The organism is Dactylosporangium sp. NPDC051087 (assembly GCF_055586325.1).
The window spans coordinates 179397-205381 of record NZ_JBVJIJ010000016.1; the positions used below are offsets into that span (position 1 = coordinate 179397).

At 73.0% G+C, this 25985-nt stretch carries 24 protein-coding genes and 1 pseudogene; 13 read left to right on the forward strand and 12 right to left on the reverse strand.

Going from position 1 to position 25985, the window contains the following annotated elements:
• Nucleotides 1-100: 100 nt before the first annotated feature.
• The 4 genes from ACZ6TV_RS29635 to ACZ6TV_RS29650 all read right to left on the reverse strand — a co-directional run bounded on the left by ACZ6TV_RS29635 (nucleotide 101) and on the right by ACZ6TV_RS29650 (nucleotide 5724).
• Complete coding sequence (locus tag ACZ6TV_RS29635) at nucleotides 101-1345, reverse strand: sensor histidine kinase (protein WP_465300571.1); 1245 nt, start codon at nucleotides 1343-1345, stop codon at nucleotides 101-103.
• Nucleotides 1342-2130 carry an ABC transporter permease gene (locus tag ACZ6TV_RS29640; protein WP_465300572.1) on the reverse strand — a complete coding sequence of 263 codons (789 nt, stop codon included), beginning with the start codon at nucleotides 2128-2130 and terminating at the stop codon, nucleotides 1342-1344. Before ACZ6TV_RS29640 ends, ACZ6TV_RS29635 begins: the two co-directional genes overlap by 4 nt.
• Nucleotides 2127-2954 (reverse strand): ABC transporter ATP-binding protein, encoded by an 828-nt coding sequence (locus tag ACZ6TV_RS29645; protein ID WP_465300573.1) that lies wholly within the window; start codon nucleotides 2952-2954, stop codon nucleotides 2127-2129. Before ACZ6TV_RS29645 ends, ACZ6TV_RS29640 begins: the two co-directional genes overlap by 4 nt.
• A 190-nt stretch (nucleotides 2955-3144) precedes the next feature.
• Nucleotides 3145-5724 carry a galactose-binding domain-containing protein gene (locus ACZ6TV_RS29650; protein ID WP_465300574.1) on the reverse strand — a complete coding sequence of 860 codons (2580 nt, stop codon included), beginning with the start codon at nucleotides 5722-5724 and terminating at the stop codon, nucleotides 3145-3147.
• Between the two features lie 615 nt (nucleotides 5725-6339).
• On the opposite strand from ACZ6TV_RS29650, the gene ACZ6TV_RS29655 reads away from it, so the two are divergent.
• The 5 genes from ACZ6TV_RS29655 to ACZ6TV_RS29675 all read left to right on the forward strand — a co-directional run bounded on the left by ACZ6TV_RS29655 (nucleotide 6340) and on the right by ACZ6TV_RS29675 (nucleotide 11390).
• Nucleotides 6340-7590 carry an ABC transporter substrate-binding protein gene (locus ACZ6TV_RS29655; protein WP_465300575.1) on the forward strand — a complete coding sequence of 417 codons (1251 nt, stop codon included), beginning with the start codon at nucleotides 6340-6342 and terminating at the stop codon, nucleotides 7588-7590.
• The gene (locus ACZ6TV_RS29660; protein ID WP_465300576.1) at nucleotides 7587-8633 is read left to right on the forward strand and encodes a carbohydrate ABC transporter permease; all 1047 of its coding nucleotides are present in this window, start codon (nucleotides 7587-7589) and stop codon (nucleotides 8631-8633) included. Before ACZ6TV_RS29655 ends, ACZ6TV_RS29660 begins: the two co-directional genes overlap by 4 nt.
• On the forward strand, nucleotides 8626-9465 hold the full coding sequence (locus ACZ6TV_RS29665) for a carbohydrate ABC transporter permease (RefSeq protein WP_465300577.1): 840 nt from the start codon (nucleotides 8626-8628) through the stop codon (nucleotides 9463-9465). The genes ACZ6TV_RS29660 and ACZ6TV_RS29665 overlap by 8 nt, the downstream gene beginning before the upstream one ends.
• 44 nt (nucleotides 9466-9509) lie before the next feature.
• Nucleotides 9510-10880: a GH1 family beta-glucosidase gene (locus ACZ6TV_RS29670; protein ID WP_465300578.1), complete on the forward strand. Its 1371-nt coding sequence runs from the start codon at nucleotides 9510-9512 to the stop codon at nucleotides 10878-10880.
• A 69-nt stretch (nucleotides 10881-10949) separates the two neighbouring features.
• Nucleotides 10950-11390 (forward strand): DUF5709 domain-containing protein, encoded by a 441-nt coding sequence (locus ACZ6TV_RS29675; RefSeq protein ID WP_465300579.1) that lies wholly within the window; start codon nucleotides 10950-10952, stop codon nucleotides 11388-11390.
• On the opposite strand, the pseudogene ACZ6TV_RS29680 reads toward ACZ6TV_RS29675, so the two are convergent.
• Nucleotides 11384-12628: pseudogene (locus ACZ6TV_RS29680) on the reverse strand (amino acid permease); the annotation flags it as partial. The gene ACZ6TV_RS29675 and the pseudogene ACZ6TV_RS29680 overlap by 7 nt on opposite strands.
• A 69-nt stretch (nucleotides 12629-12697) precedes the next feature.
• Between ACZ6TV_RS29680 and pdxR the strand changes: the two are divergent.
• The 4 genes from pdxR to ACZ6TV_RS29700 all read left to right on the forward strand — a co-directional run bounded on the left by pdxR (nucleotide 12698) and on the right by ACZ6TV_RS29700 (nucleotide 16544).
• Nucleotides 12698-14107 (forward strand): MocR-like pyridoxine biosynthesis transcription factor PdxR, encoded by a 1410-nt coding sequence (gene pdxR / locus ACZ6TV_RS29685; RefSeq protein WP_465300580.1) that lies wholly within the window; start codon nucleotides 12698-12700, stop codon nucleotides 14105-14107.
• Nucleotides 14108-14142: 35 nt separating this feature from the next.
• Nucleotides 14143-15000: a L,D-transpeptidase gene (locus ACZ6TV_RS29690; RefSeq protein ID WP_465300581.1), complete on the forward strand. Its 858-nt coding sequence runs from the start codon at nucleotides 14143-14145 to the stop codon at nucleotides 14998-15000.
• A 97-nt stretch (nucleotides 15001-15097) separates the two neighbouring features.
• Nucleotides 15098-15733, forward strand: coding sequence for a dTMP kinase (locus ACZ6TV_RS29695; RefSeq protein WP_465300582.1), 636 nt, complete (start codon nucleotides 15098-15100; stop codon nucleotides 15731-15733).
• A 145-nt stretch (nucleotides 15734-15878) separates the two neighbouring features.
• Nucleotides 15879-16544 (forward strand): histidine kinase dimerization/phospho-acceptor domain-containing protein, encoded by a 666-nt coding sequence (locus ACZ6TV_RS29700; protein WP_465300583.1) that lies wholly within the window; start codon nucleotides 15879-15881, stop codon nucleotides 16542-16544.
• A gap of 36 nt (nucleotides 16545-16580) precedes the next feature.
• Here the strand turns inward: ACZ6TV_RS29700 and ACZ6TV_RS29705 are convergent, their stop codons facing one another.
• The 4 genes from ACZ6TV_RS29705 to ACZ6TV_RS29720 form a co-directional block, all read right to left on the reverse strand.
• The gene (locus ACZ6TV_RS29705) at nucleotides 16581-17048 is read right to left on the reverse strand and encodes a PIN domain-containing protein (RefSeq protein WP_465300584.1); all 468 of its coding nucleotides are present in this window, start codon (nucleotides 17046-17048) and stop codon (nucleotides 16581-16583) included.
• On the reverse strand, nucleotides 17045-17203 hold the full coding sequence (locus ACZ6TV_RS29710; protein ID WP_465300585.1) for a hypothetical protein: 159 nt from the start codon (nucleotides 17201-17203) through the stop codon (nucleotides 17045-17047). Before ACZ6TV_RS29710 ends, ACZ6TV_RS29705 begins: the two co-directional genes overlap by 4 nt.
• 359 nt (nucleotides 17204-17562) lie before the next feature.
• Nucleotides 17563-18288 carry a dethiobiotin synthase gene (bioD, locus tag ACZ6TV_RS29715; protein ID WP_465300669.1) on the reverse strand — a complete coding sequence of 242 codons (726 nt, stop codon included), beginning with the start codon at nucleotides 18286-18288 and terminating at the stop codon, nucleotides 17563-17565.
• 117 nt (nucleotides 18289-18405) lie between these two features.
• Entirely contained in the window at nucleotides 18406-19575 is a 1170-nt protein-coding gene (locus tag ACZ6TV_RS29720; RefSeq protein WP_465300586.1) for an 8-amino-7-oxononanoate synthase, read from the reverse strand.
• 118 nt (nucleotides 19576-19693) lie between these two features.
• On the opposite strand from ACZ6TV_RS29720, the gene bioB reads away from it, so the two are divergent.
• Complete coding sequence (gene bioB / locus ACZ6TV_RS29725; protein WP_465300587.1) at nucleotides 19694-20677, forward strand: biotin synthase BioB; 984 nt, start codon at nucleotides 19694-19696, stop codon at nucleotides 20675-20677.
• Nucleotides 20674-20886, forward strand: a complete 213-nt coding sequence (gene bsaP / locus ACZ6TV_RS29730; RefSeq protein WP_465300588.1) for a biotin synthase auxiliary protein BsaP — start codon at nucleotides 20674-20676, stop codon at nucleotides 20884-20886. The genes bioB and bsaP overlap by 4 nt, the downstream gene beginning before the upstream one ends.
• A 110-nt stretch (nucleotides 20887-20996) precedes the next feature.
• On the opposite strand, the gene ACZ6TV_RS29735 is transcribed toward bsaP, so the two are convergent.
• Both ACZ6TV_RS29735 and lgt read right to left on the reverse strand, forming a co-directional pair.
• Nucleotides 20997-22202, reverse strand: coding sequence for an FAD-dependent monooxygenase (locus ACZ6TV_RS29735; protein ID WP_465300589.1), 1206 nt, complete (start codon nucleotides 22200-22202; stop codon nucleotides 20997-20999).
• Nucleotides 22203-22214: 12 nt separating this feature from the next.
• On the reverse strand, nucleotides 22215-23249 hold the full coding sequence (gene lgt, locus ACZ6TV_RS29740; protein ID WP_465300590.1) for a prolipoprotein diacylglyceryl transferase: 1035 nt from the start codon (nucleotides 23247-23249) through the stop codon (nucleotides 22215-22217).
• A gap of 152 nt (nucleotides 23250-23401) precedes the next feature.
• Here lgt and ACZ6TV_RS29745 point away from each other — a divergent pair, with 152 nt between their 5' ends.
• A complete protein-coding gene (locus ACZ6TV_RS29745) occupies nucleotides 23402-23866 on the forward strand; it encodes an NUDIX hydrolase (protein WP_465300591.1) in 465 nt (154 codons plus the stop codon).
• A gap of 34 nt (nucleotides 23867-23900) precedes the next feature.
• Nucleotides 23901-24539 (forward strand): SGNH/GDSL hydrolase family protein, encoded by a 639-nt coding sequence (locus tag ACZ6TV_RS29750; RefSeq protein ID WP_465300592.1) that lies wholly within the window; start codon nucleotides 23901-23903, stop codon nucleotides 24537-24539.
• A gap of 8 nt (nucleotides 24540-24547) precedes the next feature.
• Here ACZ6TV_RS29750 and metG read toward each other — a convergent pair whose 3' ends face one another.
• Nucleotides 24548-25963 carry a methionine--tRNA ligase gene (metG, locus tag ACZ6TV_RS29755; RefSeq protein ID WP_465300593.1) on the reverse strand — a complete coding sequence of 472 codons (1416 nt, stop codon included), beginning with the start codon at nucleotides 25961-25963 and terminating at the stop codon, nucleotides 24548-24550.
• Nucleotides 25964-25985 lie beyond the last annotated feature (22 nt).

The following is a 25985-nucleotide window of genomic DNA, read 5'->3' on the forward strand; positions in this document are numbered from 1 at the left end:
GGCAAGGAAGGAGTGGCACGCGGCATGCCGGGGATCGTACGAGTCGGGCCGGGCCTGCGCAGACCGGTGGGAAACGGTGGGCGGGGTGGCACAGTGCGGGTCATGCGAGCTGGACCGTGACAGTGGTGCCGGTGCCGGGGCGGCTCGAGACGGTGCACACGCCGCCGGCCTGCTCCACCCGCGCTCGCATGCCCGAAAGACCGAAACCCGAGCTGACGCTGGGCGCAAAGCCAGAACCAGAACCAGCGCCAGAACCAGCGCCAGAACCAGCGCCAGAACCAGCGCCAGAACCAGCGCCAGAGCCGGAGACAGAGCCGGAGACAGAGCCGGACTCGGACAACGGGCCAGGCGGTGGTGGGGTGAAGCCGAGGCCGTTGTCCGTCACCGCCAGGACGACCGAGCCGCCGGTGGTCGAGAGCCGGACCTCGACAGCCGTGGCGTGGGCGTGTTTGCGGACGTTGGTCAGGGCCTCCTGCAACGACCGCAGCAGCACCACCTGCGCCGCGGTCGGCAGGGCGGCAAGGGCGTCGTCGGTGTGGTGCTCGAAGTGGCAGGCGGTGTGGATGCCCGTCTCGGAGGCGAGCCGGGACAGTTGCCGGCGCACCGCGTCGCCGAGGCCTGAGGTCTGCAGGTCGGCGGGGCTGAGGGCGGCGACCAGGGCGCGCGCCTCGGCGAGGTTGTCCCGGGCGGTGCGGGTGACCTGCTCGAGGCGGCGGGCGGTCTGCGCCGGGTCACCGGAGGCCGCCTGGGCGAGCGTGATGATGCTGGTGAAGCCCTGGGCGAGGGTGTCGTGGATCTCGGCGGCGAGGCGGGCCCGTTCGGTGAGGACCCCGGCCTCGTGGGAGAGGCGGGCGACCTCGGCGCGGCTGGCGGACAGCTCGGCGATCATCGCGGCGCGTTCCTCGTTCTGGTCGGAGAGGCGGGCGATGTAGGTGCCGGCCACGACCGCGAACGCCAGGCCCAGCACCGTGAGCGGGATCAGCCCGTGCACCTTGGTGAGGGTGCCGTCGCGGGCCAGCGCCATCGGCACCGGGAGCAGGTCGAGAGCGGCGACCGCGGCGACGGCGGGGCGCAACGGCAGCGCGGCGAACAGCATCGAGCCCCAGGCGAAGAGCGCGAACGACGCCGTGTGGTCGAGCCAGACGGCGGTGAGGTGCAGCAGCGCCAGGACGGCGACGAAGAGCCAGGTGAGCCGCAGGAACCTCGAACAGAGGAAGTGCCAGCCGAGGCACAGCACGAGGAGCAGCGAGGCGGGCGCGGACCCGGGGGCCCGGTCCAGCAGCATGAAGCCGACGACCGAGCCCACCACGACGACGTAGAGCGCGTCCCACAGGGACAGGGTCACCGGCGTGACCACCGGAACGTCAGCAGGCTCAACGCCAGGCCGATCAGGCACCACGCGCCCAGCACCAGGGCGGTCCTGCCGGGCTCCCACGAGCCTGCCACCTCCTGCGCGGCGAGGGCGTCGGGCAGGAAGACCGAGCGGAATCCCTGCCCCATCCATTTGACGGGGAACAGCGCCGACACGTTGACCATCGCCTGGGGCAGCGCGGCGATGTGGACGAAGATGCCGGACGTGAACTGCAGGACGAGGACGGGCAGGTTGAGCACCGCCGGGGCGCTGCGGGCCGAGCGGGCCAGCGACGACGCGGCGATGCCCAGCAGGGTACAGGCGATGACCGACAGCACCAGCAGCCAGGCGAAACGGAACCAGTGCGACGGCAGCGGCAGGTCGAACATCAGCACCCCGACCGCCAGCAGCAGGAACACCTCGAACAGCGCCGCGAAGAAGACGAGCACGATCTTGCCGATGAAGTAGGACCCGGCGGTGATCGGCGTGCCCCGCAGTCGTTTGAGCGTCCCGTCCTCCCGGTCGACGGCGATGCCGACGCCCATCGAGATGAACGCGGTCGACAGGATGCCGTAGGCGATCATGCCGGCGGCGAAGACCTGGCTGTGCGTGGTCGGCGAGCCCGGCATGACGGGCGTGTCGAAGATGAGGCCGAGCAGGACCGTCAGCAGCGCCGGGAACGCGAACGTGAAGATCACCGCGTCCTTCTGCCGGATCAGCTGCAGCACCTCGACGAACCCGCGGGAACGGCCGACGGCGAACGTGGACGGCATGGTCATGACCGGGCTCCGATCAGGTCGAGGTAGACGTCTTCCAGGCTGGGCCGGCGGACCTGCAGGTCGGCGGCGTCCGGCGGCAGCGCCGCCACCACGGTGCTGGGCGAGTCGGTGCGCACCTCGTGCAGCCCGGTGCCGTCGCGCCAGGTGACGGTCGCCTGCGCGGCGGCGAGGCCGCCCACAGTGGACGGTGTACCGGCGGCGACGACCCGTCCCCCGGCGATGATCGCGAGCCGGTCGGCGAGGGCCGCGGCCTCTTCGAGGTAGTGGGTGGTGAGCAGGATCGTGGTCCCGTCGGCGGCGAGGGAGCGGATCAGCGCCCAGAACTGCCGCCGTGCCTCGGGGTCGAACCCGGTCGTCGGCTCGTCGAGGAAGACCAGCGAGGGGTTGCCGACGATGCCGAGCGCGACGTCGACCCGCCGCCGCTGCCCACCGGACAGCGTCCGGATCCGGGCGCCGGCCTTGTCCGAGAGCCCCACCAGGGAGATGACGTCGGCGACGTCCCGCGGAGCGGGGTAGTACCCCGCGAAGTGCCGGACCGTCTCGCGCACCGTGAGGTCGGCCGCGTCGGTCGCGGTCTGCAGCACGATCCCGATCCGCGAGCGCCACCGGCGGCCGGCGGCAGCGGGGTCCTCGCCGAGGACCCGGACCTCACCCGAGTCCCGGCGGCGGTGGCCTTCGAGGATCTCGATGGTCGTGCTCTTGCCCGCCCCGTTGGGACCGAGCAGGGCGAAGATCTCCCCGGCGCCCACGGAGAGGGAGATCCCGTCGACGGCGGTGACTCCCCCGTACGACTTGCGCAGCCCGTGCACTTCGATCGGTGTCATGGACACATCGAAACGCGTACACGGGGAGCCGGGGGACGACCGGAGGACGGACACCCGGGGGTCAACCGGTCGACCGACACGGAACAGGGCCGAGCCGGAAGACCCGGGCGGGTAGGTCTTCCGGCTCGACACTTACCTGAACAAAGCGATTACCAACCTGAACCGAGCGGTTACAGGCCTGAACAAGCGGTTACGGGCCGGCCGTCACGTAGATGATCTGGTTGGCCGTGTTGGCGGGTCCCGCCGTGTTGTTGATGACGTGGTTGATCGTGCCGACGCCGCCGAGGGAGACGCTGACCATGTTCCGGAACTGGATTCCGGCCTTGACCGGCACCTCGAAGGAGCGTTCGCCGACGACGGCGGGGTTGACGTTGAAGTAGCAGTAGCTGCCCAGCCCGAACGCCTGGTGCGTGTTCACGCTGTCGGCGACCTTGTAGGCGGCCCAGCCCCGGGTGGAGCCGTTCATCCAGGCGGCCTGGTTCGGCGGGTCGTAGGGCATCTCGTTCTGGTAGAAGTACGTGCGGCCGCCGTTGCCGTTCCAGATGGTCTGGTACTGCTGGTAGTGCTCGACGAACAGCCCGTACATCGTCACGTCGTTGCCGTTGACGACCATGCCGTTCTGACCCTTGCTGACGGTCCAGCCGTAGGTGCCGGCGTTGCCGTGGTCGGCGCGCCAGATCCACATGTGGTCGCCGATCACGTTGTTGCTGTTGACCTGCAGGCTGACCGTGGCGTTGCCGACGTGCGCGCCGCCGATGCGGAAGTACACGTCGTGCAGCGACGTCGGGTTGGCGGCGTGGTTCGCCGACGAGCCGGCCGGGCCGAGCTCGACCAGGGTCGGCGAGTTGACCGTGCCGGCGTCGATGAGGATGCCGGCGAGCTTGACGCCGTCGACGTCGGCGACCTTGATCGCGGAGACGCCGCCGTCCGGCACGAACGTCGCCAGGCCCAGGCCCAGGATGATCGTGTTCGGGTTGTTGACCTGCAGCGCCTGGTTGAGGTGGTAGACGCCGGGGGTGACCAGCAGGTGCCGGCCGGCGGCCAGGGCCGCGTTGATCTGCGCGGCGGTGTGGCCGGGGCGGACGATGAAGAACTGGTCGAGGGAGATCGACGAGCCCGCCGGGGTCTTGCCGAACCAGCTGGTGCCGGTCGTGTTGGCCTGCAGCGCCGGGACGAACACCCGGTAGGTGCCGGTGCCGTCGATGTACAGGAACGGCTTCTCCCGCTGCAGCGGCGTGGTGTTGATGACCGTGTGCGAGGGGTTCGGGAAGTTCGGCGGCGGGGCGCCCTGCACGCCCTGGAAGACCATGTTCCACACGGAACCGGCCCAGCTGCCCAGGGTGCTGTTGCGGGTGTACCACTGCTGCTGCGAGCCCGACACGACCCGGCCGTCGATCTTCGTGTCGGCCATGAGACCGCCGGAGGACCAGCCGTCGCCGCCGTTCCACAGCTGGATCTCGTTGTTGGCGCCGCGCAGGTGCATGCGGCGGTACTGCACGGCCTGCGAGACGGCCCAGCGCTCGACCTGCGTGCCGTTGCCGGTGTTCGGCAGGGTCACGGACAGGTTCTCCGCGCCGCGCCAGAAGTTCTGGGTGGCGTTGCCGCCGAACCAGGTGGCCTCGGCCCGGACGTGGCCGTTGATGTTCACGTCGTCGGGCGAGAAGCCGAGCCCGGCGACCTGGGTGTAGAAGCCGATGTTGGCGTCGATGGTGTGGTTGCCGGGCTTGAACAGCACCGCGTAACGCTCGGTGCCGAACTGGTTGGTCTCCTGGCCGGCGAAGATCTGGTTGAGCCGGGCCTGCGCGGCGGCCTGCTGCGACGGGTCGTAGACGGAGACGTTGGGGCCGAAGTTGGGGTTCTTCGGGTCCGGGGTCTCGATCGGGCCGGTGCTGGTGGGCGGGCTGCTGGACGGCTGGCCGCCACCGAGGACGTACACCTCGAACTCCCACAGCGACACACCCCACTGGGTGGCCTTGGCGGTGGCGTTGACCCGGACGTAGCGGCCGGTGCCGGTCACGTCGATCGTCTGCACGCCGCCGGTCCCGGTGGTCGTGGAGTAGATGTTCGTCCAGGCCGCGTTGTCGTTGGAGACCTGGATCTGGAAGGCGTTCGCGTAGGCGGCCTCCCAGCGCAGGACCACCCGGCAGAGCTGGTACGAAGCGCCGAGGTCGACCGTGATCCACTGCGGGACGGAGGCGGCGCTGGCCCAGCGGGTGCCGGTGTTGCCGTCGGTCGCGGCGGTGGCGGGGGTGCCGGCGTTCTCGGTCGAGGACGCGGTGGTCGGGCGGGTGACGGCGCGGTTCGTCGGTCCGCAGGTCTGGCCGGTCGGGGACAGCTCGCCGAAGACCTGGAACTCCCACAGCGAGTAGCCGTAGGCGGTGTTGCGCTGGGTGCCGTACATCCGCACGTACCGGCCGGTGCCGGTCACGTTGATCGTCTGGGTCCCGCCGGCGCCGGTGGTGGTGTTGTAGACCTGCGTCCAGGTCGCGGCGTCGTTGGAGATCTGGATCTGGAACGCCTTGCCGGAGGCGGCCTCCCAGTTGAGCACGACCTGGGACAGCGCGGCGGGCGCGCCGAGGTCGACCTGGATCCACTGCGGGTCGCTGAAGGTGCTGGCCCAGCGCGTCCCGGTGTTGCCGTCGGTGGCGGCGGTGGCGGGTGTACCACCGTTCTCGCTCGACGAGGCGGTGGTGGGCTTGCCCTGGGACAGCAGTGTCGGCGCGGCGCTGGCGTCGGGCAGCGCGATCGCGGCGACGGCCGTGGAGAGCATCAGGGTGGCGGCACCACCGAGGAGCCAGCGGCGCAGGCCGCCGCGACGTCTACCAGGGGAGGTAGACGACAAAGTCGGATATTTCATGATCCTGCCTGTCAGTCGGGGGACGTTGGCGGGGATCCGGACCGGAGCGAACCGGCCGTGATCTGGGCGGGTGTAACCGTGAGGGGTCGTGCGATGACACGCAGGCGCAAGGCGGTGCGCCTGCGGTGGCCGGCATCGTCATGCCGGAACACGCAGATGAGAGAGCGCTCTCTCAGAACCACGAGTGTTACGCCGGGGTTGCTTCGGCGTCAAGACAAACTTCTATCGCGAGGCGAAAAATCCAGCTATGTGGCTTTTGTGGCCCACCGTCAGGGCCGGGCGGACCTTGACGCCGGGAATGCGTCCCACTTTAATGACGACATTATTTAAGTCTCGATAGAAATCTGGTCGCGGCACCACACCCCCGTTCGGCTGGGACCAGCACCACCTTCACCTCCCTGTCGAGCGTGCGACCGTCACGCCGCAGCCCCAACCCCTGCGGTCGCTTCGGCACGCCGGTCGGCAGCCATCGAAAGGGCAGACACCGTGCCGGGACGACACAGGCTCGCATTACTGATGGCGGCCGCCATGCTGACCGGTTCGCTCGCGGCGTGCGGCGACCCAGTGGCGGACGCCAAGACCCTCACCTACTGGGCCAGCAACCAGGGCAGCAGCCTCGAGTTCGACAAGCAGACCCTCGCGCCCGTCCTGGAGCGCTTCGAGCAGCAGACCGGCATCCACGTCAAGGTCGAGGTCGTGCCGTGGTCCGACCTGCTCAACCGGCTCCTGGCGGCGGCGACCTCGGGCCGCGGCCCGGACGTGGTCAACATCGGCAACACCTGGTCGGCGTCGCTGCAGGCGACCAACGCGCTGATCTCCTTCGACGCCGCGGCGTTCGACCGGATCGGCGGCAAGGATCGGTTCGTGCCGGCCGCCCTCGCCTCCGCCGGCGCGCCCGGCAAGGCCCCGGCGGCGGTGCCGCTCTACTCGCTGTCGTACGCGCTCTACTACAACAAGCAGATGTTCGCCGACGCGGGCATCAGCAAGCCCCCGGCCACCTGGGAGGAGCTCGTCGACGTCGGCAGGCGCCTCACCAACGGCAAGCAGTGGGGGCTGGCGGTCGAGGGCGCCAACCTGTCCGAGAACGCGCACCACGCGTTCACGTTCAGCCAGCAGTACGGCGGCGAGTGGTTCGACGTCAGCGGCAAGCCGACGTTCGACACCGACCAGAACGTCAAGGCCATCAAGCGGTACATCGACCTCATGGCCGTGGACAAGATCGTCAACCCGAGCAACGCGGAGTACGCGAAGAACGAGTCGCTGTCCGACTTCGCCAACCGCAAGGCGGCGATGCTGCTGTGGCAGGCGGCCGGCTCCGCGTTCCAGGCGCAGGGCATGCGCCCCGAGGAGTACGGCATCGCGCACGTGCCGTTCCCGGCGAACCCCCCGACCGGCGGGCGCCGGATCAACAGCATGGTCGCCGGGATCAACATCGCGGTCTTCCGGCACAGCCGAAATCTGGAGGGCGCGATGGAGTTCGTGAAGTTCATGACCAGCGACGCCGAGCAGGTCGCGCTCAACAAGGTGTACGGGTCGCTGCCGTCGGTCAAGGCGGCGCTGAGCGATCCCGCGTTCGCGGCACCCGAGCAGAAGATCCTCGCCGAGGTGCTCGCCTCGACCGCCTCGCCGCTGCCGCAGGTGACCACGGAAAGCCAGTTCGAGACCCTGGTCGGCGCGGTGATGAAGGAACAGTTCGCCAACGCGGCCAACAACAAGCCCATCACCGAGGCCGCCATCCGCGCGAAGCTGAAGGCCGTCGAGCAACGGATGAAGGGATGAGCCCCGCACAGGCACGGGGATCGGCGGCGGTGCCGGTCCGGCGGCCGATGCATGCCGCGCCCGACGTCCGCCAGCACAACGCCCGCGCGCACGCCCCGGTGCGGCGGCCGAGCTCGCCGAAGCAGCGCCGCAGGCGGCGGATGCGGTCCAAGTACCTGCCGTACATGCTGGTCCTGCCGGCCGCGATCCTCGAGATCGCGATCCACGTCGTGCCGATGCTCGTCGGCGTGTGGATGAGCCTGCTGGAACTGACCCAGTTCCACATCCAGGACTGGTCGACGGCGCCGTTCGTCGGGTTCGGCAACTACACCGCCACGCTCGACTTCGACAGCGAGACCGGCAAGGCGCTCGCCCACTCGTTCGGCATCACCGTGCTGTACACGTCGCTGTCGGTCTTCATCTCGTGGCTGTTCGGGCTGTCGGCCGCCGTGTTCCTGCAACGGCCGTTCCGCGGCAGGGCGCTGCTGCGCACGCTGTTCCTGACCCCCTACGCGCTGCCGGTCTACGCGGCCGTCATCACCTGGGGGTTCCTCTTCCAGCGCGACACCGGGCTGGTCAACCACGTCCTCGTCGACCAGCTCGGCCTGGTGGACGGCGAACGGCCGTTCTGGCTCATCGGCGAGAACAGCTTCTGGGCGCTGCTGGTCGTGTCCGTGTGGCGGACCTGGCCGTTCGCGCTGCTGTGCATCACCGCCGGGCTGCAGAACGTGCCGACGGAGATGTACGAGGCGGCCGCGATCGACGGCGCCGGGTTCTGGCGGCGGATCACCTCGGTGACGCTGCCGTCGCTGCGCCCGATCAACCAGGTGCTGCTGCTGGTGCTGTTCCTGTGGACGTTCAACGACTTCAACACCCCGTACGTGCTGTTCGGCGGTTCCGCGCCGCCGGAGGCGGACCTCATCTCCATCCACATCTACAACAGCTCGTTCAGCACCTGGGACTTCGGCACCGGCTCGGCGATGTCCGTGGCCCTGCTGCTCTTCCTGCTGCTGGTCACGGCCGTGTACCTGGTCATCACGAACCGCAGGAGGATCCATGCGTGAGGGCAGGGGCGAGCGGATCGCCCGCTGGATCGTGCTGACGTTCCTGGCGGTGTTCGTGCTGACGCCGCTGTACGTGATGGTGAGCTCGGCGCTGAAGCCGCTGCAGGACGTGCAGGACTACTTCACCTGGTTCCCCTCGACGGTGACGTTCCAGGCGTTCGTCGACATGTGGACCACGGTGCCGCTCGGCAACTACCTGCTCAACAGCGTGATCGTGTCGTCGGTCGCGGCGGTGTTTTCCGTCGCGATCGCGGTGTTCGCGGCGTTCGCGATCAGCCGGTACCGCTTCCGCGGCCGCGGCGTGTTCTCCGTCGCGGTGCTGTCGACGCAGATGTTCCCCGGCATCCTGTTCCTGCTGCCGCTGTTCCTGATCTACGTCAACCTGGGCACGGCCGGCGGCGTCGACCTGTACCAGACCCGGCTCGGCCTGGTCATCACGTACCTGACGTTCTCGCTGCCGTTCTCGATCTGGATGCTGGTCGGCTACTTCGACTCGATCCCGCGCGGGCTGGACGAGGCGGCGCAGGTCGACGGCGCCGGGTCGATGCGCACGCTGTTCACGGTCATCCTGCCGACGGCGGTGCCCGGGATCGTCGCGGTCACCGTCTACGCGTTCATGACGGCGTGGGGCGAGGTGCTGTTCGCCTCCATCATGACGGACCAGGACAGCCGCACCCTCGCCGTCGGCCTGCAGGCCTACTCCACGCAGTTCCAGGTGTACTGGAACCAGGTGATGGCCGCGTCCCTGGTGGTCAGCATCCCGGTCGTGGCCGGGTTCCTGGCCCTGCAGCGGTACTTCGTCGCCGGTCTCACCGCCGGTGCGGTCAAGTAAGGCGCAAGCAACCCCCGTCCTCAAACCAAGAGGAGAACCGTCGCGTGCTGGATCTGTCCAACCTTCCACCCAACTTCGTCTGGGGGTCCGCGACCGCGGCGTACCAGATCGAGGGCGCCGTCACGGAAGACGGCCGTGGACCGTCCATCTGGGACACCTTCAGCCACGCCCCGGGCAACGTCGACAACGGCGACACCGGCGACGTGGCCTGCGACCACTACCACCGCTGGCCGGAGGACATCGCGCTGATGCGCCGGCTGGGCCTTGCCGCGTACCGGTTCTCGGTCGCGTGGCCGCGGATCGTCCCGGCCGGGACCGGCGCGGTGAACGAGGCGGGCCTGGACTTCTACGACCGGCTCGTCGACGGGCTCCTCGAGGCGGGCATCCGGCCGTTCGCGACGCTGTACCACTGGGACCTGCCGCAGGCGCTGCAGGACAGGGGCGGCTGGCCGGAGCGCGCGACGGCGGAGGCGTTCGCGGACTACGCCGCCGTCGTCGCGGGCCGGCTCGGGGACCGGGTCGCGGACTGGAACACGGTGAACGAGCCGCTGTGCGTGTGCTGGATCGGCCATCTCGAGGGCCGGATGGCGCCCGGCGAGCGGGACCTGACCCGGGCGGTGCGCGCCTCGCACCACGTGCTGCTCGGCCACGGTCTGGTCAACCAGGCGATCCGGGCGGCGGCGCAGCTGCCGCCCGCGGTCGGCATCGTGCTCAACCTGAGCCCGACGGAGCCCGGCAGCGACCGGCCGGAGGACGTGGCCGCGGCCGTCCGCGCCGACGGGCACATCAACCGCTGGTGGCTGGACCCGCTGCACGGCCTCGGCTACCCGGCGGACATGCTGGACACGTACGGGGTGGACCTGCCCGTCCGCGACGGCGACCTCGACCTGATCGCGGCGCCGACGGAGTTCCTCGGCATCAACTACTACTTCCGGCAGGTCATCGTCGACGACCCGGCCGGCGTGGCCCCGTTCGTGCGGCAGATCCCCGTGCCGGGATCGGTCGAGACGGCGATGCCGTGGGAGGTCTACGCGAAGGGCCTGGAGGACATCCTGGTGCGCGTCGCCGAGACGTACCGGCCGCGCAGCATCCTCGTGACGGAGAACGGCTCCGCGTGGGCCGACACGGTCGAGCCGAACGGCGAGATCCAGGACAAGGAGCGCGTCGACTACCTGGAGCAGCACCTGGACGCGGTCCGCAACGCGGTCGTGCGGGGCGCCCCGGTCGACGGCTACTTCGCCTGGTCGCTGCTGGACAACTTCGAATGGGGATACGGTTACGACAAGCGGTTCGGCCTGGTCAGGGTCGACTACGACACGCAGCAGCGCACGATCAAGGCGAGCGGGCACCGCTACGCGGAGCTGATCCGGCACCACAGAGCCGCACACAGCGCGGCCCACGATTCGGTGGATTAGGGTCGAATGTGGCGCTGCCGGGTAAGCAGGACGGCAGCGCCACAGGACCTGCCACCGAGGAGACGAATCATGAGCTCTGACACCGCGAGCTGGGACCCGGCCCCGGACGAGGAAGGCCAGTTGTCCGTCGAGGACACCCTGTCGGACCGCGGGCTGGACGACGCGCTCGACGAGGGCTACTCGCCGCCGGAGAAACCGCTCGGTCTCAACGCCTTCGGGGTCACCCAGGCCGAGGCGCAGCGAGGCGAGTCCTGGGACCAGCGGATCAAGCAGGAGGAGCCGGACCCGACGGCCCGGCCCGACCTCGACGACTACGGCACCACCACCGAGTCCGGCGAGTTCTTCGACGCCGGCGAGGTCGGCGACCGGCGGGCCGGCCGGCTCGTCGCCCCGGACGAGGGCTGGGGCGAGGACGAGGAGAAGGACGAGATCGGCTCCGACGTCGGCATCGACGGCGGCGCCGCGTCCGCCGAGGAGGCCGCCATGCACATCATCGACGTCGACCGCTGACGGCCGCGCGCCCTGCGGGCGGTGGCCGCCTGATAACCCAGCGCGACCACCGCCACGCCCGCGGCCCACAGCACGTACCACCCGGTGAGGGCGAGCAGCCCCACGACGCACAGCAGCGCGACGACGGCCGTGCGGCGGGCCCAGCCGCCCGCCGGGAGCACCTTCACCGCCGCCGCCGTGCCCAGGACGTACACGACGACGAACGACGCCGTCGTGGCCAGCATCAGCGGCCTGGCGCCCACCCCGAGCGGCCCGGCGACCGCGATGCACACGCCGGCGAGCCCGGCCACCACCGCCAGGGACCGCCTGGGCACCTCACCGGCGCCGGCGCCCTTGGCGAACCAGGCGGGCAGCGCGCCGTCGCGGCCCAGCGCGGCGCCGAGCTTGGCGGCGCCGGCGAAGTAGGCGTTGACGGCACCCGCGGTGAGCAGCAGCGCGACGACCGCGGTGAGGACCTTGACGTCGCGCCCGAGGCCGATGGTCAGCAGCTCGGCGAGGGGTGCCTCGACGGTACCGGCGCGGGGGCCGAGCACGAGCTGGCTGGTCGCGGCGACGAGCAGGTAGAGCACGCCGACGATCCCGACGGCGATCCAGGTGGCGCGGGGCACGTCCCGGCGCGGGTCGCGGTAGTCCGCGGCGAGCGAGGTCAGCGCCTCCCAGCCGGCGAACCCCCACACGAGCACGGCGACCGCCGGTCCGACCGCCGGCCAGCCGTGCGGGGCGAAGGGCCGCAGGTTCGCCGGGTCCGCGTGCGGCAGCGCGGTGACCACGGCGAGCAGCAGCAGCGCGGCGAGGGCCCCCGCCAGCCACAGCTGGGCCCGGCCGGAAAGCCTCACACCGCCGAAGTTCAGCCCCGCGACGAGCACGATGAGCGCGCCGGCGGTCAGCAGCGTCGTACGCTGGCCGCCGCCGACGACCGCGGTGACGTAGGCGGCGCCGAAGCTCGCCGCGGGCAGGAAACCGACCGGGACGGCGACGTAGAAGGTCCAGCCGACGACCGCGGCGGCGCGCGGGCCGAACGCCGTGCCGACGTAGGTGGAGACCCCGCCGGCGTCGGGATACCGGGCGCCGAGCGCGGCGAACGTGGCGGCCAAGGGCGCGGACAGCACGACGAGGGCGAGCCACGCCACCAGTGACGCGGGCCCGGCGACCTGGGCGCCGAGGGCCGGCAGGGCGATGACGCCGGTGCCGAGGACGGCGCCGACGGACAGGGCGGCGCCCTGCTTGACGGTGAGCATACGATCGACGCTAGGCCTCGCCTTGGCCCGGTAGAAGTGCCAATCGATCACGGATTGCGTTGGGCCAAATTGGATCTGCACATCAGCCTCGCCGGCCCCGGTGACCAGTCCGCCCGCATCTACCGGCAGGTCCGCGACGCGATCCTCGACGGGCGGCTGCGGGCCGGCGAGCGGGTGCCGCCGAGCCGGCAGCTGGCGCGCGACCTCGCCGTGTCGCGCAACACGGTCGCCGCCGCCTACGACCGGCTGGTCGGCGACGGGTTCCTGGCCGGCAGGGCGGGCGCGGGCACGTTCGTGGCGATGCCGGCGTCCACCGGGGCGCGGCGGGCCCCGGTGGGCGAGCTGCGGCCGTCGCCGCGCTGGGCCGCGCTCACCGCCGACCTGCTGCGGCGGCCACCGACCCCGCCGGCCCGCTACGACCTGCGCGCGGGGCACCCGGACGGTTCCCTGTTCCCGCTGGCCACGTGGCGCCGGCTCCTCGCCCGGTCGGTGCGCGCCTCCGCCGAGTACGCAGACCCCGCGGGACTGGAGCCGCTGCGGGCCGCGATCGCCCGGTCGGCCGGGCTGTCCCGGTCGGTGCGGGCCGCCCCGGAGGACGTGATCGTGACCAACGGCGCCCAGCAGGGCCTCGACCTCATCGGCCGGGTGCTGCTCGAGCCGGGCGCGGTCGCCGCCGTCGAGGACCCGGGCTATCCGCCGGCGCGGCTGGCCCTCGAGGCGCTCGGCGCCCGCGTCGTCCCGGTGCCGGTGGACGGCGACGGCCTGGTCGTCGAGGCACTGCCGAGGTCGGCGCGGCTGGTGTACGTGACACCCTCGCACCAGTATCCGCTGGGTGTGCCGATGTCCCTGGCGCGGCGCTCGGCGCTGCTCGGCTGGGCCGAGCGGCACGGTGCCGCGATCGTCGAGGACGACTACGACAGCGAGTTCCGCTACTCCGACCGGCCCCTGGAGCCGCTGCAGAGCCTCGACCGGGCGGGCCGGGTCGTCTACGTCGGCTCGTTCGCCAAGACCCTGCTGCCTGCGCTGCGCCTCGGGTTCCTGGTGGCGCCCGCGTCGCTGCGCCCGGCCCTCGTCGCGGCGAAGCGCCTCACCGACTGGCACGCCGAGCCCGCCGCGCAGGCCGCCCTGGCGGACTTCATCGACGGGGGGCTGCTGCGGCGGCACGTGCGGACGGTGACGCGGGTGTACGCCGCCCGCCACGACCTCGTGACGGCGGCCGCGCGCGGGGTCCTCGCCGGCCGCTTCACCCTCGTCCCGTCGTCGGCCGGGCTGCACGTGACGCTCCTCGCCGCCCCCGGTGTCGACGTGCCCGCGGTCGTGGCGCGGCTGCGGGACCGCGGGGTCGCGGTGGAGCGGCTCGCCGGGTTCCACGCCGGCCCGGACGGTCCGGACGGCCTGATCATCGGCTACGGGATGATCAGCACCGCCGACCTTCCGGTGGCCCTGGACCTGCTCGACCGTTCCTGCCCGGCGGGATGACAGCCGCCTCCCGGACGCTCCGCTACGGTGTACGGATGCTCGTGCGCCGCGCCGCCGCCCTCACCGCGCTCACGGTCTGCCTCACCGGCGTGACCGCCTGCGGGAAGGCGAAGCCGCACGCCGCGCCCCCCGCCGCCGCGGCGTCGTCCGCGCCCGCGGCGGCGCCCTCGGTCTCCGTGCCGCCCTCGCCGGCGGTCGAGGCCGCGGCCAGCAGCGCCCCGCCGGCCGCCGCGGGCATCCCGACGATCACCTACACGCGGGGCGCGTCCGGCTTCCCCGCCGACCCCGACCAGGCCTCGACCGTCCCGCTGACCGAGGCGCTGCACCCGACGGCGAAGCTCGCCGCGTACGACCGGCCCGGCGGCACCGCCCGCGCGTACCTCACCCCGGAGATCAGCGGCGTGCAGCTGATCATGCCGATCGTGGCGCGCCAGGCCGGCTGGGTCGCGGTGCTGCTGCCGACCGTCAACCGCAGCGTCGGCTGGATCCCCGACGGCGCCTGGAGCACCGTGCCGCTGCGGGACCAGATCGTCGTGCGGCGCGGCGCGTACACGCTGACCTGGGTCCGCGACGGCGTCGCCCAGCAGACGTGGACCGTCACCGTCGGCGCGGCGGCGACCCCGACGCCGCTGGGCCGCACGTTCGTGCTGGGCCGGTCGGCGCTGCCCGGCAAGGTGTACGCGGGGCTCGACGTCCTCGCCCTCGGCGCCGTGCCCGACGACAAGGGGGCCGTCGCGGAGGGGCTGCAGGACGCGCACACCGGGATCCACGCGTGGTATCGCGACGAGTTCGGCTTCCGCAGGTCCAACGGCTGCGTCCGGATGCCGCCCGCGGCCCAGAAGGCGCTGCTCGACGCGGTGCCCAGCGGCACCAGCGTCGTCGTCCTGCCCTGACCACCGCCCGCCGGCCCGCCCTCACGTTCTGTCGTCGTCCCGCGCTTCACTGGCGCTTCACCGCCGACGGCTTACCGTAGGGAAGGTGAACCGTACAGTGGCACTGATTGGTATCGACGGCGCCGGCAAGTCCACCCAGGCGCGGTGGCTCGCCGACTGGCTCGACGCGACCGGCACCCCGGCGCGCTACCACCGCAACGCCGCAGGCCGGGTCTTCTTCAGCCGGCTCGCCCAGCGGCTCGGCCGCCGCGACGCCGAGCACCTCCTCGGCGTGCGGCTGTTCCTGCTGGTGGAGACGCTGATCCGGGGGTTCGTCATCGCGCGGGCGCTGATCGTGTCGCGGCTGACCGGCACGGTGGCCGTCATGGACCGGTACACCTACTGCCAGTACACGAGCATCACCGTGCGCGGGGGCACGGTGCGGCCGGCCCGGCTGCTCTTCCGCCTGCTGCCGCAGCCCGACCTGGTCTTCTACCTGGCGGTGCCGCCGCTGGTGGCGCAGGCCAGGGTCGACGCGCGGGGCAAGGACCACGAGGAGCTCGACTACCTGACGGCGTCGGACCGGGCGTACCGGGCGCTGCCCGAGGCGGACCGGTTCACGATCGTCGACGCGGGCCTGGACCCGTCGGCGGTGCAGGCGTCCCTGCGCGCGGCGCTGCGCCCCGACCCGCTGCCGGGCACCGCCTCGCCGCGTGCCGCGCGATCCACGTCGCACCTGCTCCCGATCGGGTGACGGGCACGCCCGACGCTGGCCCGGCGGGCGCGCTCCCGATCGGGTGACGGGCGCGCCTGTCGCGGGGGCGGCGGGCGTGACGGCCGGTTAGCGTCGATGTCTCGGGCCGCGGGGGCATCCGAGCTCGACGAAAGAAGGAACGCGCGTGTTCTCCACCGGCGACGATCCCGCGGCACGGCTGCGCCACGAGCTGCACACCCCGTTGACGTCGATCCTCGCGTACACGCGGCTGCTGCGCGACGACCTGGCCGGCGCCCCCGCGGCGGACGCGCTGCGCGAGGGCGTCGCCTGTCTCGACGCGATCGACCGCAACGCGGTCCGCCTGCAGCGCTACGTCGACGGCGTCATCCTGCCCCTCGCCGTCGAGGACACCGCCGCCGCGGACGCGCACCGGGTCGGCGCCACCGACCTGGTCGTGGTGCTCCGCGACGCCGTCGACCTGGCCCGGCGGGTCGCGGTCGCCGGCGCCGTCAGCATCCACGCGGACGCGCCGGCGTCGGTCCTCGTCGCCGTCGACGACCTCGTCTGCCGGCACCTCGTCGGGCAGCTCGTCCTGTGGCTGGCGACGGCCGCCCCGAGCCGCGCCCACATCGGGATCGCGCTGCGCGCCGACCCGGTCCCGGCGATCGACGCGAAGATCGTGCCGCACGGCGAGCTGACCGCTCCGCAGCCGCGCCCCAGCGACCCGCAGCGCCCCGCCGACCTGCGGGTCGCGAGCGCGGTGGCCAGCCTGTGCGGCGGTGAGGTCCGCCTCGACGAGACCTCGTTCCGCCTCACCCTGCCGGCCAGCGTCCTCGCCGCCGCACGGTAGCCCGGCCCACGGTGGCCCGGCCCACGGTGGCCCGGCTCAGAGGTCGACGATGCCGTCGAGCTCGCCGATGGTGCGGCGGACCGCGGGCCCGTGCGCGGTGAGCAGCCGCGCCTCGTGCCGGTGCGCCTCGGCCACGGCGTGCGCGAGCCCGAGCGACCCGTTGAGCCGCGACGCGAGCCTCCCCAGCCCGACCGCGTCCCCGCCCACGAGCGGCGCCACGGTGACCGCGCCGAGCAGGGCGTCGAGGCGGGCGAGCTCCTCGGCGTACGCGAGCTCGCTGCGGGTCTCGGCGAGCGACACGGCCGGCACCACCACGACGCCCCCGTCGGCGAGGACGGTGCTGACCAGGTCGTCGACCCCGGTGTTGCCCTGCGTGTAGGCGAGCACCGCCGACGGGTCGAGGACCAGCCCGACGGCCTCGCTCCCGGTGCTGGTCCCGGTGCTGGTCCCGCCGGTCGTGGCCTGGTCGGCGGTGGTGTGCCCGGTTGCCGGCTGCTCGGTCATGCCCAGCCCATCAGCTCGCGGACCTGCTCCCGCGACTCGGTGCGGGCATCGGCGGTGACCTTCGCGCCCGCGTCTCTGAGCCGCTGCCGAGCGCGGGCGCGGCGCTCATGTTCGGGTGCGGTGTCGGCGACGGCACCGGGGTCGATCTCGGTCATGGCGTGACCGTACCCCTTCGTATCGATCACCGCGGTCCCCCGAAGCGCCGACCTTCCCCGGACCGCCTTTCGCACCGGTGCCGCGCGGTGCCGGGCAGCGGCGGTGGGAGCGGAAGCCGACCTTCCCCGGGCCGTCTCCGCACCCGGTGCCGCGCGATGCCTGCGGGGCCGGTCAGCGGCTAGGAGAACGGCGCCGACCTTCCCCCGGACCGCATCCGCACCCGGTGCCCGCGGGGGGAGCGGAAGCCGACCTTCCCCCGGACGGCCTCCGTGCCGGTGCCGCGCGGTGACGGGCAGCGGCGGTGGGAGCGGAAGCCGACCTTCCCCGGACCGCCTCCGCACCCGGTGCCGCGGGGCGGTCAGCGGCTGTGGGAGCGGAAGGCGACGGGGTCGAAGCGGCCGTGGAGCAGCGGGGCCAGCCAGTGCGGGGACTCGCGGCGGAACAGGTCCGGGGCGAGGGCGCCCGCGCCGTCGGGGATAGCGCCGGCCAGGTCACCGGACAGGTCGTGCAGGTTGGTGCGGTGGACGAGCTCCGGCTCGGCGGGCCAGGTGCCGAGGACGACGACCGCGGGGACGTCGCGGGCGGCGAGCGCGGCGAGGGTGAGGGCCGTGTGGTTGAGCGTGCCGAGGCCGGGGCGGGCGACGACGACCGCGGTCGCGCCGAGCGCGGCGGCGAGGTCGAGCATCGTCCAGCCGTCCTCGCCCATGGGCACGAGCAGGCCGCCGGCGCCCTCGACGAGGGTGAGGTCGTGGTCCTCGACGACGGTGCGCAGCGCCAGCTGGGCCATGACGGCGGTCAGCGGGTCCTCGCCGGCGACCCGGGCCGCGGCGAGGGGGGCGAGCGGATCGGGGAAGCTGGCGAGGGTCCGCACCGTGACGGGCTCGGCGAGGCGGGCGACGGTCGCGGCGTCGGGCTCGTCACCCTCGGCGGTGCCGGTCTGCGCCGGTTTGACGACGGCGACCCGGCGGCCGGCGGCCGTCGCGGCGGCGGCGATCGCGGCCGTGACGATCGTCTTGCCGACGCCGGTGTCGGTGCCGGTGACGACGACCGCACCGGTGATCGGCTCGGTCGCCGCCGGGGTCACGTCCTGCGCCGGCAGCGCCTCGGAGCGCAGCGCGTCGGCGAGAAGGGCCTCCGCGGGCGAGACGTCATAGGGGTCTGCGGGGCGCGGGTCGCTCAACGGCTCGTCCTTCGGTCGTGCCTAGGGGCGCTCTTTGACGACGATGTCGAGCGCGTGCTCGAACGCCGCCGGTGGCACGCCGACGTTGACGCTGAGCCGAAGGCGCGACCGACCGTCCGGTGTGGACGGTGGGCGGAAGCAGCCTACCGCGACCCCCCTGTCCCGGCACGCGGCCGCCCAGGCGAAGGCCTCGTCGGGGCTGGGCGCAGCGACGGAGACGACCCCGCCGTCGGGGTCGGAGACGTCGAGGCCCTCGGCGCGCAGCCGGGCGACGGCCCGCGCGACCCGCCGGGCGAGCTCGGCCCGCAGGTCGTCGCCGGCGGTCAGCAGGTCCAGCGCGGCGAGGGCGCCCGCGGCGACGGCGGGCGGCAGGGCGGTGTCGTAGATGAACGTGCGGCCGGTGTCGACGAGTTGCCGGCCGAGCTGGCGCGGGCCGGCGACGACCCCGCCGGCGGCGCCGAGCGACTTCGACAGCGTCGCGGTGACGACCACGTCCGGCTTCCCGGACAGCCCGGCGGCGGCGACCCCGCCCGCGCCGCCGGGGCCGATCACGCCGAGCGCGTGCGCGTCGTCGACGAGCAGCAGCGCACCGCCCGGATGCCGGCCGCAGGTGGCGTACAGCTCGGCGAGCGGCGCCAGGTCACCGTCTACGGAGAAGACGCTCTCGGTGACGACGACGGCGGGCCGGTCCGGCTCGGCGGCCAGCAGGGCCCGCACGGCCGCCGGGTCGGCGTGCGGCGCGACCACGGTCCGCGCGCCGCGGGACGCGCTGCCGGCGCAGGCGAGGCGGCAGCCGTCGACGATCGACGCGTGGTTGTGCGCGTCGGAGACCACCAGCGTGCCGGGGCGCACCAGGGCCCGGATCGCGCCGAGGTTGGCCAGATACCCGGACGAGTACACGAGCGCGGTCTGCGCGCCGAGGAGCCGGGCGAGCCCGTCCTCCAGGGCGTGGTGGGCGTCGGTGGAGCCGCGCACGAGCCGGGAGCCGGTCGCGCCGAGCCCGTAGTCGGCGAGGGCCCGCGCGGCGGCGGCGAGCACGTCCGGGTGGCGGGACAGGCCGAGGTAGTCGTTGCCGGCGAGATCGATCACATCGTCGCCGGCGCCGCGCGGGCGCAGCTCCCGGCGCAGCCCGGCGGCCCGCCGGCCGGCGGCCTCATCGTCCAGCGTGGACAACCACGACGCGTCGTGCACCGCCGCACCCTCCCCCTCGCGTTGTAGAACCCCTACGATGTCGTTTGTTCGATGTGCACAATTTAACTGATCACCTTCGGGCCGACCGCCCGACCCTAACGTTTTGTAAGGTACGAGCATGCTTGATGCTGCCAAGGCTGTCGTCGACACCGGAGTCGGACTCGACCTGGACGGCGTCCTCGCCGTGCTGCGCTGCTCCGACGAGGAGCTGCCGGAATATCTCGCGATCGCGCACGAGGTGCGGATGACGTGGTGCGGCCCGGAGGTCGAGGTCGAGGGCATCGTCTCGCTCAAGACCGGCGGCTGCCCCGAGGACTGCCACTTCTGTTCCCAGTCGGGCCTGTTCACCTCGCCGGTCCGGGCCGTCTGGCTCGACATCCCGTCGCTGGTCGAGGCCGCGAAGCAGACCGCCGCGACCGGGGCCACCGAGTTCTGCATCGTCGCCGCCGTCCGGGGCCCCGACCAGCGGCTCATGACCCAGCTCGCCGACGGCGTCGCGGCGATCCGCGCCGCGGTCGACATCAACATCGCCGCCTCGCTGGGCATGCTCAGCCAGGCGCAGGTCGACGAGCTGGCGGCGCTGGGAATCCACCGCTACAACCACAACCTGGAGACCGCGAGGTCGCACTTCCCGCAGGTGGTCACCACCCACACCTGGGAGGAGCGGTGGGACACCCTGCGCATGGTCCGCGACGCCGGCATGGAGGTCTGCTGCGGCGGCATCCTCGGCCTGGGCGAGACCGTCGAGCAGCGGGCCGAGTTCGCGATCCAGCTGCAGGAGCTCGACCCGCACGAGGTCCCGCTCAACTTCCTCAACCCGCGCCCCGGCACCCCGCTGAGCGACCAGCCCGTCCTCGACCCGAAGGACGCCCTGCGCGCCGTGGCCGCGTTCCGGCTCGCGCTGCCCCGCACCCTGTTGCGGTATGCGGGCGGCCGCGAGATCACGCTCGGCGACCTCGGCACGCGTGACGGCCTCCTCGGCGGCGTCAACGCGGTCATCGTCGGCAACTACCTGACCACCCTGGGCCGCTCCCCCGACCAGGACCTCGCGCTGCTCGACGAGCTGAGCATGCCGGTCAAGGCCCTCTCGGCGACGCTGTGACGGGCGCCGGCACGACCACCGGCACCGGCACCGCGGCGTGGTGCGACCGGTGCGGCGAGTCGCTGACCGGCCCGCACCCGGCGTGCGCGGCGGCACGGGAGCTGGAGCCGCCGCGCTTCTGCCCGCAGTGCCGTCGCCGGATGAAGGTCCAGGTCCTGCCGCAGGGCTGGTCCGCGACCTGCGTCGAGCACGGCCCCACCCACCACTGACCGGGCCGCGGCGACCCGGCGGATCACCGGTCACCCGACCCTGGCGGTCTGCCTGACCCCGGCGGTCCACCGGCCGCCGGGCCGGGCGATTCACCAGGCCGGGCGGCAGGTCAGGCGGAGGTCGGGCCGGGCCATTCGGCGGCCGCGGCGGCCGCCCTGTCGAGGGTGCGGGGGTTGGCGCGGCCGAGCGCGGCGCCCATCGCCCGGCTGGTGAGGCCGCCCCGGGGTTGCAGCACCGCGGCCGCCTTCCGGGTCTGCTGCAGGACCCTGGTGACCCGGGCGCGGCGCAGCCGGCTGTATTCGTCCAGTGCCGGCGCCAGCGGCCCCCGCACGTTGGCGAGGACGGCCTGGAGGGTGGCGACGTCCTCCAGGGCCAGGCAGGCGCCCTGGGCGAGGTGGTGCGGCATGGCGTGGGCGGCGTCACCGATCAGGGCGTAGCCGCCGTTGCCGGCTCGCACGCCGAAGGTCTCCGGCATCGGGGTGAGCTCGCCGACGGGCTCCTGGACGAGGTCGTCGGGCTCGGTCGCGGCGAGCAGCTGCGGGATCGGGGCGTGCCAGCCGGCGAACCAGCGGCGCAGCAGGGCCAGCTGGCCGGCGGCGGGCTCGGGCCGCAGGGCGCCGGGGACGGTCGCGACCCAGGAGATGCCGCCGCGGGTCGAGCCGCCGGACGAGCCGCGCTCGCCGAGGGAGGCGTGGGTGAAGCGGTGCCCCGCGTCGAGCGTCTCGCCGTGCGGCGGGAGGCCCGGTGGCAGGTCGGGGATGCGATACCACGGGATGACGGCCCGCCACGCGGCCACCCCGGCGCTGGCGAACGACGTGGCGGGGGCGAGCCGGCGGCGCACGGCGCTCTGCACCCCGTCGGCCGCGACGATCAGGTCGGCCTCGAACGTGACCCTGCCGTCGCCGACGGCGCAGCGCTCCCGGTGGACGCGGGCGGGCTGCACCTCGATGCCGCTGCGGATGTCGACCTGCTCGCCGAGACCGGCGATGAACGCGTCGTGCAGGTCCTCACGGTGCACCACGACCGGTGGCGACTCGACCTCGTCCGGTGCGGCCGCGCCGGGACGGACCAGCCACTGCCCGTCCGGGCGGCGGATGCCGACCGGCGGGACCGGGGTGGCGATGCCGTCGAGGCCGCCGGCCAGGCCCAGGCCGCGCAACGCCCGGACCCCGTTGGGCCACAGGACGAGCGCGCCGCGGCCCGGCCGGAGCCGGTCGTCACGTTCGAGAAGGGTGACCTGCCAGCCCGTCCGGGCGAGCGCGCCGGCCGCGGCGAGACCGCCGATGCCGGCGCCGACCACGACAGCGGTGCGCATCCGCTCGCTACCTCAGCCCTTCCTCAGCGAGGTGCCCGGCGAACTGTCCGAGTCGCTCTCCTCGCCGGCGGAGGCGTCGGGCTCCGCCGCCTCGTCGTCGGAGGGCGCCGGGGCGTCCGAGACGTCCGAGAGGTCCGGCGCGATGGCCGGCTCGACGGGGGCGGCACCCTCGGTGACCGGGGTGATGCGGCCGTTCTCGTCGTACGTGACGCGCTCCTGCGGCCCGCGGACCCGCAGGAAGTAGGCGAGCGCCAGCGCGAAGACGACGATCGACGTCCAGTTGTTGAGCCGCATGCCCAGGAAGTGGTGGGCGTCGTCGATGCGCAGCGCCTCGATCCAGAAGCGGCCGACGCAGTACAGCGCGACGTACAGCGCGAACGCCCGCCCGCGCCCGAGGGACCAGCGCTTGTCCGCATACCAGACGGCGGCGGCGACGCCGAGGCACCACAGGAACTCGTACAGGAACGTGGGGTGGAAGGTGCCGAGGACGATCGGCTCACCGTTGACCGTCTGGGCGTGGCCCGCGCTCGCGTCCCAGTTGTAGACGCGCAGCGCCCACGGCAGGTCGGTCTCCTTGCCGTAGAGCTCGTTGTTGAACCAGTTGCCCCACCGGCCGAGTGCCTGGGCGACGGGCAGGCCGACGGCCAGGGTGTCGGCGGCCATCGCGAACGGCAGGTTGAGCCGGCGGCAGGCGATGTACGCGCCGATGGCGCCACCCGCGATGCCGCCCCAGATGCCGAGGCCGCCCTCCCAGATCTTGAACGCCTTGATCAGGTCGCCGTTCTCACCGAAGTAGGCCTCGGGCGAGGTGATCACGTGGTAGATCCGGGCGCCGATGATGCCGGCGGGGACCGCCCACACCGCGATGTCGAGAATCACCCACGGCGGGGCGCCGCGCTGGCGCAGCCGCCGGTCGGCGATGAAGCACGCGGCGACGATGCCGAGCACGATGCACAGCGCGTAGGCGCGCAACGGCAGCGGCCCGAGGTCCCAGACGCCCTGCGAGGGGCTGGGGATCACGGCCAGCGGGGAAAGGGCAGCATCCACGGGTGAACACGCTACCGCCGATCCGCCGAAACGCGATGCCCTGGGTTCGCCCAATTCGTCATCCGGCAGCGCGCGGAAACCCACTCCGAGCGGCGAAGATCACCACCAGCGAAGATGTCGCGACGGTCCGCTATGGCGCCTAGAGTGCGAATATGAGCTACGAAGTCACGTCCGCCGTCGCCGCGATCATCGAGGACGCCGCCGGGCGCGTGCTGCTGTGCCAGCAGGCGGGCGGCCACCAGCTGTGGGGGCTGCCCGGCGGGCGGGTCCGCGCGGCGGAGAGCCCGGTGCACGCCGCGGCCCGCGAGATTCTCGAGGAGACGGGTCTCGAGGCCCGGATCGTCGAGCTCGTCGGGCTCTACGAGGTGACCGGCGACGGCTGCGGCGAGGCGATGCCGGACCTGTCCGTCCACGTGTTCCGCGGCCACCTGGACGCCGGCGGCCCGGCGCTGAACGCGCCCGGGCGGATCAGCCGCCTGGCGTGGCACGACCCGGCGGCGCTGCCGGAGCCGCTGACCGCCACGACGCGCACCGCGATCGCCGACGCGACCGCCGGACGCACCGGGGTGGTCCGGCAGATCACGCGCGACACGCAGCGCGAGGTCATCGACGCGTGACACGCGCACGGGCCGGTGATGATCTACTGGGCCCGTGGCCTACTACGCGCTCGGCGACTCCATCTCCATCGACGACTATGCCGGCGGGCCGGGACTGGGCGCCGCCTCGCTGCTCGCCGACGACTTCGGCATCGATCTGACACTGCTCGCCCGGGACGGCGCGACCAGCGACGACGTGGTGCGGTTCCAGCTGGACAAGCTCGAGGGCCGGCCCGCCCTGATCACGCTCACCATGGGCGGCAACGACCTGCTGAGCGCCATGATCAAGGACGGGACCCGGGCGGACGAGGGCACCGTCGCCAGGATCGCGGGCAACTACGAGGTCGTCATGCCCGCGCTGACCGCGACCGGCGCCAAGGTGGTGGTCAGCACCGTGTACGACCCGACCGACGGCACCGGCGACCTGTCCTGGGTGGGGCTCCCGCCGTGGCAGGGCGGCCTGGAGGTCCTCGCCGCGCTCAACGCCGCCATCCGCGACGCGGCGCGGCGGCACGGGGCGGTCGTCGCCGACCTGCACGCCGCGTTCCTCGGCCACGGCGCGAAGGCCGGCGACGTCACCGCCGCCGACCCCCGACCGGCCAACCGCGACCTGTGGCTGTGCGGCCACATCGAGCCCAACGCCTGGGGCGCCCGGGCCGTCCGCGACACCTGGAGAGCGGCGCTGCGGGCCTGACCGCGGGCTCAACGGCGCGGGAACACCGGGTCAGGGGTGCCGACCCGGTCGCCGTCACCGAGCTGCGCCGCGAGGCGGCCCGCGCCGGCCGGCAGGAACGGCGCCAGCTCGCGGGTCACCTCCCGGCACGTCGCCACCAGCGTGCCGAGCACGGCGTCCAGCTCGGCGTCCCGGCCCTGGCCCGCCAGCTCCCACGGCTTGGCGGTCTCCACCAGGCGGTTGCCGCCGGCGACGGCCGCGCAGATCGCCTCGGTCGCGGCCCGGAAGTCGAACCCGGCCAGCGCGGCGTCGACGGCCTTGGACAGCCCGCCGCCGGCGCTGGAGACGGCCACCGAACCGGCCCGGTAGCGGTGCACCAGGCCGAGCGTCCGGTTGACGAGGTTGCCGACCCCGTTGGCGAGGTCCTGGTGGTACCGCTGCAGCAACCGCTCCTCGGTGAAGTCCGTGTCGCCGAGCGGCGCGACGTCGCGCAGCAGCCACCAGCGCAACGCGTCCGGGCCGAAGCGGGACGCCAGGGAGCCCGGGTCGACCGCGTTGCCGGCGCTCTTGGACAGCTTGGCGCCGTCGACCGTCAGGTACTCGTGGACGAAGATCGTCGTCGGCAGCGGCAGCCCGGCGGACAGCAGCAGCGCCGTCCAGTACACGGCGTGGAAGCGCACGATCCCCTTGCCGATGACGTGGACCCGCTCGCCCGAGTCCTGCCACCATTCCCGGTAGAGGTCGCCGTCGAGGGCGGTGACGTAGTTGGCGAGGGCGTCCCACCAGACGTAGACGACCTGCGACGGGTCGCCGGGCACCGGGATGCCCCACCCGCCGGCGCGGGAGGCGGGCCGGGACACGCTGATGTCCTGCAGCCCGGCCCGGACGAACGCGAGGACCTCGTTGCGTTTCGCGGCCGGCTCGACCCGCACCTCCCCCGAGGTCAGGGCCCGCAGGACGCGTTCGGTGTAGGCGGACAGCCGGAAGAACCAGTTTGACTCCGTGACGGTCTCCAGCGGCGCGTCGTGCTCCGCGCACTCCTCGGCCGGTTCGTAGAACTGTTCGCAGCCCTGGCAGTACCGGCCCTCGTAGTCACGCCGGTAGAAGTCCGCGGTGGAGCGCCGCCACAGCGCCTCGACGCCACGCGCGTGGCGCGGGTCGGTGGCGGTGCGGATGAAGTCGTCGAAGGACAGCCCGAGGACGGGCCCGAGCGCGGCGAAGCGGTCCGCGTTGGCCGTGACGAACGCGGCGACGTCCACGCCCGCGGCGGCGGCCGCCGTGACGTTCTTCAACGCGTTCTCGTCGGTGCCGGTGAGGAACCTGACCCGCTGCCCGCGCAGCCGCCGGTGCCGGGCGAGGACGTCGGCCTGCACGAGCTCCAGGGCGTGCCCGAGGTGCGGCGCGGCGTTGACATACGGGATGGCGGTGGTGACATAGAAGCTCATGACGGATCTCCGGTCTGTCTCA